At 75.0% G+C, this 11,142-nt stretch carries 8 protein-coding genes; 4 read left to right on the top strand and 4 right to left on the bottom strand.

Going from position 1 to position 11,142, the window contains the following annotated elements:
* Positions 1-130: 130 nt before the first annotated feature.
* Complete coding sequence (locus ABZ312_RS25995; protein WP_500322511.1) at positions 131-1,804, bottom strand: LCP family protein; 1,674 nt, start codon at positions 1,802-1,804, stop codon at positions 131-133.
* A gap of 235 nt (positions 1,805-2,039) precedes the next feature.
* On the opposite strand from ABZ312_RS25995, the gene ABZ312_RS25990 reads away from it, so the two are divergent.
* Positions 2,040-3,815 carry an alkaline phosphatase family protein gene (locus ABZ312_RS25990; protein WP_500438894.1) on the top strand — a complete coding sequence of 592 codons (1,776 nt, stop codon included), beginning with the start codon at positions 2,040-2,042 and terminating at the stop codon, positions 3,813-3,815.
* A 58-nt stretch (positions 3,816-3,873) separates the two neighbouring features.
* On the opposite strand, the gene ABZ312_RS25985 is transcribed toward ABZ312_RS25990, so the two are convergent.
* Entirely contained in the window at positions 3,874-4,740 is an 867-nt protein-coding gene (locus ABZ312_RS25985) for an alpha/beta fold hydrolase (RefSeq protein WP_500358623.1), read from the bottom strand.
* A 113-nt stretch (positions 4,741-4,853) separates the two neighbouring features.
* Between ABZ312_RS25985 and ABZ312_RS25980 the strand changes: the two genes are divergently transcribed.
* Entirely contained in the window at positions 4,854-5,819 is a 966-nt protein-coding gene (locus tag ABZ312_RS25980) for a DUF1152 domain-containing protein (protein ID WP_500322506.1), read from the top strand.
* 24 nt (positions 5,820-5,843) lie between these two features.
* Here the strand turns inward: ABZ312_RS25980 and ABZ312_RS25975 are convergent, their stop codons facing one another.
* Both ABZ312_RS25975 and ABZ312_RS25970 read right to left on the bottom strand, forming a co-directional pair.
* Positions 5,844-6,773 carry an SDR family NAD(P)-dependent oxidoreductase gene (locus ABZ312_RS25975; RefSeq protein WP_500322504.1) on the bottom strand — a complete coding sequence of 310 codons (930 nt, stop codon included), beginning with the start codon at positions 6,771-6,773 and terminating at the stop codon, positions 5,844-5,846.
* Between the two features lie 85 nt (positions 6,774-6,858).
* Positions 6,859-8,073, bottom strand: coding sequence for a L,D-transpeptidase (locus ABZ312_RS25970; protein ID WP_500438893.1), 1,215 nt, complete (start codon positions 8,071-8,073; stop codon positions 6,859-6,861).
* A 215-nt stretch (positions 8,074-8,288) separates the two neighbouring features.
* On the opposite strand from ABZ312_RS25970, the gene ABZ312_RS25965 reads away from it, so the two are divergent.
* Both ABZ312_RS25965 and murJ read left to right on the top strand, forming a co-directional pair.
* Positions 8,289-9,485 carry a lipid II:glycine glycyltransferase FemX gene (locus tag ABZ312_RS25965; RefSeq protein ID WP_500322501.1) on the top strand — a complete coding sequence of 399 codons (1,197 nt, stop codon included), beginning with the start codon at positions 8,289-8,291 and terminating at the stop codon, positions 9,483-9,485.
* Positions 9,482-11,140, top strand: coding sequence for a murein biosynthesis integral membrane protein MurJ (murJ, locus tag ABZ312_RS25960; RefSeq protein WP_500438892.1), 1,659 nt, complete (start codon positions 9,482-9,484; stop codon positions 11,138-11,140). The genes ABZ312_RS25965 and murJ overlap by 4 nt, the downstream gene beginning before the upstream one ends.
* Positions 11,141-11,142: the final 2 nt, after the last annotated feature.

Below are 11,142 nucleotides of genomic sequence, written 5' to 3'. Positions count from 1 at the left end.
GGGGGGGCCCCACCCCGCGCACGGCGGGGGCCCCCACGGGCCCGCGGGCGCCCCCCCCCCCCCCCCCGGCGCCGCCCCCCCCGCGCCCCCCCCCCGGGGGCCCCCCCCCCCCCCCCGGCACCGCCGCGGATCAGCCGACGCACGCCTTCTTGTCGGCGTGCGACTGCGGGATGTCGTCCGGGACCGCGTCCGGGTCGGCGAGCGGTTTCCCGGCGCCCAGGTAGTCACCGCCGAGGGTGAGGGTCATGTCCGCGCGGGGTCCGGCGTCGGCCGTCGCGGGGTGCAGGGCGCCGGACGGCAGGCCCATCATCGCGGCCAGGGCCCGGGCCTGGTCCGCCTGGTCGGGACCGTAGGCCAGGGTCGTGCGGTCCTGCTTCCCCCCGGGCGCGTTGCCGCCGTTGGTGGAGTGGGAGACGCCCTCGGTGTTCTGCAGCCACTCCAGGGTGTCCTGCGCCGCGCCCTGGGGGCCGCCGGCGTTGTAGACGACGACGCGGACCTGCGACGGGTCCGCCTTGGCGCCGCGGAGTTTGGAGTCGGCGGCCGCGGGCTTCTTCTTCGCGGCGGTCAGCGAGACGTCGTTCTTGATCGCCTTGAAGAGCGCGGGCGCCTTCGTGTCGTCCACGACGACCGTCGCGTGGAAACCCACCTCGGCCGGGTTGTCGACGACCGGGAGCGTGGTGAAGGTGATGTGTTCGGGGTCGACCCGGTTGAGGTCCTTGGCGAGGTCGGTGAGCTTCCCGACGCCGCCGATGCCGGTGTCCACCGTGAGCGACTTGGTGGCGGCGTTCGCCAGCTGGAAGAGCTTGCCGGGGTCGGTGAGGGTGTCACCGGACTTCATCTGACGGATCATCGACGCCAGGAACTGCTTCTGCAGGTCGATGCGGTCCAGGTCGCTGCCGTTCTTCAGCGAGTGCCGGGTCCTGACGAAGGCCAGGGCCTGCTCGCCCTGGACCTTGTGCGGTCCCGCGGACAGGTTCAGGTGCGAACCCTCCCCCTCGTCGGTCGTGTCGTGGATGGGGTGGGTGAGACAGACCGGCACCCCGCCGACCGCGGTGGACAGGGTCTTCACGGCCTCGAAGTTGACCAGCACGAAGTGGTCGATCGGCAGGCCGGTGATCTTCGTGACGGTCCGCATGGTGCAGCCCGGGTCGCGGCCGTCCTGGCCCAGGCTCTGGTTGAAGCGCGGGTTGGTCCCGGCCTTGGGGGTGCCGGGGATGGTCTTGGTGGAGCCGTCCTTCTGCTTGGTCGGGCAGTCCGGGATGCCGGTGACCATGTCGCGCGGGATGCTCATCGCGGTCGCGTTCGACCGGTCCTTCGCCACGTGGAAGAGGATCGTGGTGTCCGCGTGGCCGACGCTGCCGGCGTCCCCGTACTTCGCGCCCAGGCCTTCGCGGCTGTCGGTGCCGATGACCAGGATGTTCACCGCGTCCTTGCTGGTCGCTTGCTTGCTGCCCGCCGTGCCGACGTCCACGGTGGCGATGTTGCCGTCGAGATGCCGGTACAGGAGGTAGGCCCCCGCGCTGCCCGCGAGCACCAGGAAACCGAGCGTGCCCGCGGTCCACATCAGCACCTTGCGCTTCGTGGACCGCTTGGCCTTGCGGGACGTCGCGGTCCCCGCGCGGCGGCCGCCGCGCGGTGCCGGGACGGGCCGCTGCTCCTCGCGGCGTGCCCGCCGCCCGCCCTGCCGGGGCACCGTGGGCGCCGGTGGGGCGTCGGAATCCAGCCGCAGCCGGTAGGAACCGGTCTCCGGGTCGAGGACCCACTGGTCCGCGGGGTCGATGTCGCTGCCGTCGTGCCTGTCCACGGTCGTACGGGGCCTCCGTCCACACCCCGGCCGGCCCGGGGCATCCGTTCAGACATACGAATGCCGCACATGGTTGCCCCCGGGGCGGTCAACTCCCGCTGCGGGACGGGGGACCAAGGCACTTCCGTGGGGGTTGAACCCGTGCCGCCGCCGGGCCGTACCAGTGGCGGCGGTCCCGACACCCGCGCCTGGCCCGCCGTGCCGTCACCGCACTTCACAGGGAAGGACCTTCGGGGTGTCGCTCTTCACGCGCTCTCACCGGCCGGGCACGACGGACGACGGACCGGCGGTGGAGGGCGACCCGCCGGACGACGGACCACCCGCGGACGGGGGCGGCGCCCCCGGCGGCGGCACCCCCGCGCGCACCGGATGGCGGGAGCGACGTCCCGCGGCGGCCCGGGCGCTGCGCGCGGGGACGACGGCGCTGGCCGCGGTGGTCGTCCTGGCCGCGCTCGTCCTGCCGGACCGGCTCTCCTCCATGGGGCCGGGACACTTCGTCCGGCTGCCCGTGGAGGGGCTGCTCGGGGCGGTGCTTCTGATCGCCCTGCCGCGGCGCGCCCGAAGACCGGTGGCCGTGCTCATCGGCCTGGGCCTGGGCCTGCTGCTCCTGCTGAAGTTCCTCGACATGGGCTTCTACGAGGTGTTCGCCCGGCGCTTCGACCCGGTCTTCGACTGGAGCCTGCTCGCCGACGGCGAGGGGTACCTGACGGCCACCTCCGGCCGGGCGTACGCCGTCGCAGCGGCGGTCGGGGTGGCGTTCCTCGTCCTCCTGGTACCGGCCCTGACGATCCTGTCGGCGGTCCGGCTGGGCCGGCTCGTGGACCGCGACGGCCGGGGGGCGGCCCGGGCCGCCCTCGTGCTCGGCACCGTCTGGGTGCTCTGCGCGGCGCTGGGGCTGGAGACGGGCGACGCGCCGGTCGCCTCGCGGGAGTCGTCGGCCTTCGTCCGGGAACGCGCGGACGACGTCCGGGCCTCGCTGCGGGACCGCGAGGAGTTCGCCGAGGCGGCGGCGCACGACGCCTTCGCCGGCACCCCCAGTGACCGGATGCTGACCGCGCTCCGCGGCAAGGACGTCATCTTCGCCTTCGTCGAGAGCTACGGCCGCAGCGCCGTCGAGGACCCCAGGATCGCGCCCGGGGTCGACGCGGCGCTGGCGGACGGGACCCGCAGGCTGCAGGCCGCCGGGTTCTCCTCCCGGAGCGGCTGGCTGACCTCACCCACGTACGGCGGAGGGAGCTGGTTCGCCCACTCCACCTTCCTGTCCGGCCTGTGGGTGCCCCACCAGCAGCGCTACCGCTCGGTCGTCACGAGCGACCGGCTGACGCTGACGGACGCCTTCAAGCGCACCGGCGCCTGGCGCACGGTCGGCATCATGCCGGGGGTCACGGCCTCCTGGCCGGAGGGGGCGTTCTACGGCCTGGACCACGTCTACGACTCCCGGGACCTCGGCTACCAGGGCCCGAAGTTCAGCTGGGCGCCGGTACCCGACCAGTACAGCCTGTCGGCCTTCCAGCGGCTGGAGCACGGCGAGCCGCACGACAAGCCGCTGATGACGGAGATCATCCTGGTGTCGAGCCACCGCCCCTGGGCGCCCATCCCCGAGATGATCGACTGGGACCGGGTGGGCGACGGCTCGGTCTACGACGGGATCAGCGAGCAGGGCAAGGACCCGGCCGAGGTGTGGAAGGACCGCTCCAGCATCCGCACCGAGTACGGCAACTCCATCCAGTACTCCGTGAACAGCCTGGTCCAGTACGTGGCGAAGTACGGCACCAAGGACACCGTGCTCGTCTTCCTCGGCGACCACCAGCCCTCCCCCGTCGTCACCGGCAGCGACGCGACCAGCGACGTTCCCGTCGCGATCGTCGCGTACGACAAGGCGGTGCTGGACCGGACGGACGGCTGGGGCTGGTCCGACGGGCTGCAGCCCGCGCACGACGCCCCGGTCTGGCGGATGGACACCTTCCGCGACCGCTTCCTCACCGCGTACGGGTCCCGGCCCTCCCCCTGACCGCCCTCCCGTACGCACCCGGCGCCGTCCACAGCCTGTGGACGGCGCCGGCGCGCGCTCAGCCGCGCCGGGACCGCTCGGCGAGCCAGTCCAGCGCGGCGGCGGCGGAGCCGAGCACCGAGATGTGCCCCTCGCCGGGCCGCAGCCACAGCGCCGCGTCCGGGCACCGCCGGGACAGCCACACGCCGTGCCCGGCGGGCACCATGCGGTCCGCCTCGCCGTGCAGGACCAGGACGGGCGCGGCGGCCCGCGCCGGGTCGAAGCCCCACGGCGCCACATAGGCGAGGTCGTCGTCGACCATGCCGCCCTGGTCGCTCTCGATCCCCTTGCCCGCGACGTCACCCAGCCATCCCCACGCACCCGCCAGCGCGGCGTGGTCCCCGGGGGTGAACAGCTCGGGGTCGAAGTCGCCGGAGGCCAGCTGCGCCTCGAGCGCCGCCCGCCCCCGGACCGCCGCGCCGAGTTCCGCCGCGCCGGACGGCCCCATCCCGGCGAACCAGTCGAGCCCCTCCGCACCGAACGGCGCCAGGCCGGACCCGCTGACCACCGCCAGGACGCGGTCCGGCAGCAGGGCCGCGCAGGCCAGCGCGTGCGGGCCGCCGCCGGAGTGGCCCATGACCGCGAAGCGGCCGATGCCCAGGGCGTCGGCGACGGCCGCCGCGTCACCGGCGGCCGAGGCGACGTCCCGGCCCGGGCGGGGCGTCGAACCTCCGTATCCCGGGCGGTCGTAGCCCACCCACCGGATGCCGTGCCCGGCGGCCGCCGCGAAGAGCGGCTCGGGGGGCGTGCCGATGTTGGGCGTGCCGTGATGCCACAGGACGGCCAGCTCCGCGCCGTCCTCCCGGCCGCCCGGTCCGACCGGCCCGGTGTCGTACACGTGCAGCGTCCGCCCGTCGGCGAGTGCGATATCCGTCTCCGTCACCATCCGGCCGAGTCTAGGGGCGGGCACCGACACGGCCCCGGGATCGGCGGGCCAACGCCCGCCCCGGGAGCGGAAACCCACTGTCCCGGCGCACGGCCCGCTGCTACCGTCCCCCGGTGTTCTCCCTCCTCGAACCCGCCCTGTTCACCCGGCTGCGCGACGCGCGGCGGGTCCTCGTCGCCGGGGCCGGCGGCGGCTTCGACGTCTACGCCGGGCTGCCGATCGCGCTCGCGCTGCGCGAGGCGGGCAAGGAGGTGCACCTGGCCAACCTCTCCTTCGCGGACCTGTACGGCCTGGACCCAGGCGTCTGGCTGGACCACGACGTCGCCGCCGTGCGCCCCTCGACGGCCGCGCGCGGCGACTACTTCCCCGAACGGACCCTCGCCCGCTGGCTGGAGTCGCAGGGCCTGCCCTCGACCGTGTACGCGCTGTGCCGCGCGGGCGTCGAACCGCTGCGCGCCGCGTACCGGGCGCTGATCGGCCACCTCGGCGGGGTCGACGCGATCGTGCTGGTGGACGGCGGCACCGACATCCTCATGCGCGGCGACGAGAGCGGACTCGGCACACCGGAGGAGGACATGGCCAGCCTCGCCGCGGTGGGCGGGCTCACCGGCGTCCCGCAGCGGCTGGTGGCCTGCCTCGGCTTCGGCGTCGACGCGTACCACGGGGTGAACCACTCCCTGGTGCTGGAGAACCTGGCGGCCCTGGAGCGGGACGGGGCGTACCTCGGCGCGTTCTCACTGCCCCGCGACAGCCGTGAGGGGCGGCTCTACCTCGCGGCGGTCGCGCACGCCCAGGAGGCGACCCCGGACCACCCGAGCATCGTCCACGGTTCGGTCGCGGCCGCGGTGCGCGGCGACTTCGGGAACGTGCGGTTCACCGAGCGCACCCGGCACAGCGAACTGTTCGTCAACCCGCTGATGGCGGTCTACTTCTGCGTGGACGCGGTCGGCCTGGCCGCCCGCAACCTCTACCTCGACCGGCTGGAGGGGACGCAGCTCACCCGGCAGATCAGCTCGGTCGTCGAGGAGTTCCGCGACGAACTGCCGCGCCAACGGCCGCCGCGGACCTTCCCGCACTGACCGTCCCCGCCTCGCCGGTGGCGGTCAGCCGCGCACGTCCGCCGCGAGGGCGTCCAGGGACACCTGCCACAGCAGCGCGGCCGCGTCCGGGTCCAGCGCGTGGTCGGCGACTCCGCCGGACGTCCCGGGGATGTGGCGGTGCGCCTCGGCGCAGTCCTCGAAGTAACGCCCCCCGACGCACTCCAGCCGGGGCGCGGTGGCGACGAACACGACGGTGGCGGCCCCCTGTTGCGGGGTCTTGAAGGTGTGACCGCCGGACGCGGCGGCGGCGTCCAGGGCCTCGCGGGTGAGGTGCCGCGACAGGTTGGTGCCCAGGACCGCCCCCGGGTGGACGGCGTTGACGGTCACACCGTCCGCGGCCCAGCGCCGGCTGGCCTCCACCGCGAAGAGGACGTTGGCCGTCTTGGACTGGGCGTAGGCGAGGCCGGCGTCGTACGGGCGGACCCGGAAGTGGAGGTCGTCGAAGTGCACGGGGCTGCGCAGGTGGGCGACCGAACTGAGGGAGACCACGCGGGCGCGGCCCGCCGCGGCCAGGGCAGGGCGCAGGCGGATGGTGAGCGCGAAGTGCCCGAGGTGGTTGGTCGCGAACTGCAGCTCCCAGCCCTCGGGCGTGCGCGTCTGCGGGGTCATCATCACCCCGGCGTTGTTGACGAGGACGTCCAGGGGGCCGTGCCAGGCGGCGGCGAAGGCCGCCACCGAGCGCTGGTCCGCGAGGTCGAGGGGGGCGACCAGGACCCGCCCGCCGCCGCCCGCGACCGCCGCGGCCGCCCGTTCGCCGGCGGCGGTGTCCCGTACCGCGAGGGTGACCTCGGCACCGGCGCCGGCCAGGGCACGGGCGGTCTCCAGGCCGATGCCGGAGGCCGCGCCGGTGACGACGGCGCGGCGGCCGGTGAGGTCGATGCCGCCGGCGACCTCGGCGGCGGTGGACTGTGCGGTGAAGCCGGAGCCGGTCATGGCGCTGCCTTCCTCTCGGCGGTGCGGTGGTGCCACCCCTTCCAGGCAACCACCGCGGGCCGTCCCCGGCGCCCCCGGACGCGGGTCAGTGCAGCGCGCTCTTCTCCTGCCACCGGTCCCAGTCCACGTTCCAGTCGCCGAAGCCGTTGTTCGGCGCGACCGTGCCCTTGGCCTCCGACCCCGTGATCTCGAAGGGGTCGCCGACCCGGACCTGGGAGTACAGCCAGTCCGCGTCGGCGTCGCTCATCCCGACGCAGCCGTGGCTGCGGTTGGCCCGGCCGAAGAACGCGGCGTTCCAGGGGGCGGCGTGCGCGTACATCCCGGACCAGGTCAGCCGGATCGAGTCCTCGACCGTCTCGTCGTAGGCGTCGCCGAGGCCGACGGTCTCGGAGTTCATCCGGACCGTGCCCTCCTTCGCCAGCACCACCGCCGTACCGCGCCACGAACCGGTGTCCGGGCCGGGGGTACCGCCGGAGACCGGGACCGTGCGGACCGTCCGGCCGTCGCGCTGCAGGGTGAGCCGCTTGCGGTCGAGGTCGACCTTGACCACCTGCCGGGCGCCGACGGTGAAGGAGGCCCGGTAGTCGCGGACGAACCAGCCGCCGCCCGGTCCGGAGTCGGTGCCGTCCAGGCGGGCATCCAGGGTGACCTCGGTGCCCGGCCGCCAGTACTGCCTGGGCCGCCAGTCCACGCGGTCCCGGCCGGAGTAGTCCTTCAGCCAGCCCCAGGAGCCCTCGGTGCCGTCGGAGGTGGTCACCTTGAGCTGCTTCTCCACGGCGGCCTTGTCGGTCACCGGGTTGTCGAAGACGAGGGAGACCGGCTGGGCCACGCCGACCGTGGTGCCGTCGCCGGGCCGCCAGTCCACCTTGTTGACCTTTCCCGCGGCGGCCGTGGTGAAGCTGGACTCGCTGGTGCCGGCGGTCCCGCCCGGGGTGCGGGTCACAGCCTCGACGGTGTACGAGGCGCCGGGCACGACGTTGCGGTCCGAGGTCCAGGTGCGGCGGTCCGCGGACAGGGTGCCGGTCACGCCCTTGCCGTGCGGCCCGGCGACGGTGACCGTCGTGAGGGTGCCGCCCTCGGCGGTGACCCGGACGGGCTCGCCGGCCCGGACCCGCCCCCCGTGCGGGGTGACGGTGACGGTCGCCGCCCGCTCCTTCGGCGGCCCCGCGTCGCCGGCCGCGTGCGTCACCGCCGGGGCACTGCCCGAACAGGCGGTCAGCACGGCGGACAGCAGGGCGGCCGCGACGGCGGCGGTGCGCAGGCGGGGCCGGCGTATCGGGCCCACACGTTTCCGGGACAACGGAGACCTCCGGGAAGGACGGGGAGAGCACGGCCGGGAAACGGCCGGACCCCGGGGACTCTAGGCCGCGGAAAGCGCTGGTGGAGCGCCTGGGAGTCGTATGACGGCAGCTGGTGAGAAACGGTCATGGTCCGGTCACATTCGCCGCTCGGGGCGGTCACGAAGGGCTGTGAGCCTTCCTGTGTTACCACCCGACCACACCTCAGGGAGGCGCAGTGTCGGCACTGCTCGTGACGGCGGGCTGCGGCCCCCGGCAGGCCTGGCTCGGACCGGTCAGCGCGGAGACGTACCGCTCGTTCCTGGCGTCCCGGACCGGGTCGGCGCTCGGTCCGAGCTTCCTCCAGCACCCGTCGTGGGCACTGGTGAAGCCGGGGTGGCGGCCCCGGTTCCTCGGCTGGGGCGCCGGGGACGGCGCCGGGCGCGGCGAACTGCGCGGGGGCGCGCTGGTGCTGCTGCGGCAGTTCCCCGGGACGCGGAAGTCCTTCGCCTACCTGCCCGAGGGGCCGGTCGCCGACTGGGCCGACCCGGACGTCGACGCCTGGCTGACGCCGCTCCTGCGCCACTTGCGCGGACTCGGGGCCTTCGCCGTGCGCATCGGCCCCTCGCCCGCCCACCGCCGCTGGGACGCCGCCGCGCTGAAGGGCGCGACCGGCCTCGGCCGCCGCTTGTCCGACGTCCTGGCGTGCGAGGTCGACCCGCTCGGCACGGTCGTGGCCGAGCGGCTGCGGGCCCGCGGCTGGCGGCGCTGCGGCGGCGACGGCCCGGACGGCGGCGGGGACGCGGACGCCCAGCCCCGCCACGTCTTCCGGGTCCCGCTGGCCGGCCGCAGCGCCGACGACCTGTGGTCGGGACTCAACCAGGAGTGGCGCCGCAACATACGGCGGGCGGGGAGGTCGGGCGTCGAGGTGACCGTGGGCGGCGCGGCGGACCTCCCCGAGTTCTTCCGGCTGCTGCGGATCACCGAGGAGCGCGACGGCTTCCGGCTGGGCCGCTCGCTGGAGTACTACCAGCGCCAGTACGCGGCCCTCAACGCCGAGCAGCCGGGCCGGATGAAGCTCTACCTCGCCCGCCACCAGGGCGAGGTGCTCGCCGCCCACACCCTGATCACCGTGGGCCGGCGGGTCTGGTACCAGACCGGGGCCTCGGCGGACCACCGCCGCGAGGTCCGCCCCTCCAACGCCCTGCAGTGGCGGATGCTGCGGGACGCCCACGAACAGGGCGCACTGGAGTACGACATGCGCGGGGTACCCTCCACACTCGACCCGGAGGACCGGGCGTTCGGCCTCACCCGATGGAAGCTCGGCACCGGCGGGCAGGTCGTCGAGACCCTGGGGGAATGGGAGACGGCCTTGGACGGCACCGCCAACCACACGCTCTACCGGGCGTTCCAGGCCTACATGGCGCGCCGGTGAGCGCCCCCGCGGCGGCCCGCCCGGCCGGTGCCCCCGCCGCCGGCTCGGTCCTGCGCAGCGGCGCCGTCATGGCGGCGGGTTCGGTGGTCTCGCGGGCGACCGGCTTCGTACGGTCCGCGACCGTCGCCGCGGCGCTCGGCGTCGGCCTGGCCGCCGACGGCTACTCCGTCGGCAACTCGGTGCCCACGATCGTTTACATGCTGCTGCTGGGCGGCGCCCTCAACGCGGTGTTCGTGCCCGAACTGGTCAGGGCCGCCAAGGAACACGAGGACGGCGGGGCCGCCTACACCGACCGGCTGCTGACCGTGTGCACCGTCGCACTCCTGCTGATCACGACGGCGGCCGTGCTCGCCGCGCCCGCGATCGTGGCCGCGTACACCGGCTACACCGGGGCGCAGGCGGCGACCACGGTGGCCTTCGCGCGCTCCTGCCTGCCGCAGATCCTCTTCCTCGGCCTGTTCACGCTGCTCGGCCAAGTGCTCAACGCCCGGGGCCGGTTCGGCGCGATGATGTGGACGCCCGTCCTCAACAACCTCGTCGTCATCGCCGTCTTCGGCCTCTACCTGGTCACCGCCGGCACCGGCGGCGGGCTGACCGCCGGTGAGACCGCGCTGCTCGGCTGGGGCACCACGGCCGGCATCGCGGTGCAGGCGCTGGCGCTGGTGCCCTCGCTGCGGGCGGCACGCTTCCGCTGGCGGCCGCGGTTCGACTGGCGGGGCAGCGGGCTGGCCCGGCCGCTGCGTTCCGCCGGGTGGCTGGTGCTGCTGGTGCTCACCAACCAGGTCGCCTACTGGGTGGTGACCCGGCTCGCCACGTCCGCGGGACAGCGCGCCGCGGCCCTCGGCATCGACGGCGGCGCCGGCTTCACCGCGTACAACAACGCCTACCTGCTGTGGGCCGTGCCGCACGGCATCGTGACGGTCTCGCTGGTCACCGCCCTGCTGCCGCGGATGAGCGCGGCGGCGGCCGACGGCGACCCGGCGCGGGTGCGCCGCGACGTCGCGTACGCGCTGCGCAGCAGCTCCGCGATGGTGGTGCCCGCCGCGTGCGCGCTGCTGGCGCTCGCGGGACCGGCGATGGCCCTGGTCTTCGAGCACGGCAGGACCGACGCCGCCGACGTCGCGGTCATGGCGAACGCGCTGGTGGCCTTCGCCCCCGGCCTCGTCGCCTTCTCCGGGCAGTACGTGCTGTCGCGCACCTTCTACGCGCTCGGCGACACCCGTACCCCCTTCCTGCTCAACCTGGTGATCTCCGGGCTCAACGCGGGGCTGTCCGTCACCGCCTACCTGCTGCTGCCCGCGCGCTGGGCGGTCACCGGCATGGCGGCGGCGTACTCGGTGGCGCTCTTCGCGGGATGGGCGGTCACCGCGTCCGTGCTGGACCGCAGGCTGGCGGCGCCGGAGGGCGGCCCAGGGCCATGGCGGTCGCCGACCGCGGGCTCGCTGGCCCGGCTGCTGCTCGTCGCGGTGCCCGCCGCCGCCCTGGGCCGGCTCGCGACCGGCCTCGCCGCGCCACCGGGGCCGCTCGCCGCCGTGGCGGCCGGCGCGGCCGCCGTCGTGCTGGTCTTCGCGGCCGCGGCCCGCCCGCTGCGGCTGACCGAGGTCGAGGCCGCCCGGCGGACCCTGCTCGGCAAACTGCGGCGCGGTGCACGATGAGT

Origin of the sequence: Streptomyces sp. NPDC006207, assembly GCF_040613835.1 — a bacterium.
Lineage (GTDB): Bacteria > Actinomycetota > Actinomycetes > Streptomycetales > Streptomycetaceae > Actinacidiphila.
This window is presented reverse-complemented; position numbering and strand designations above follow the sequence as displayed.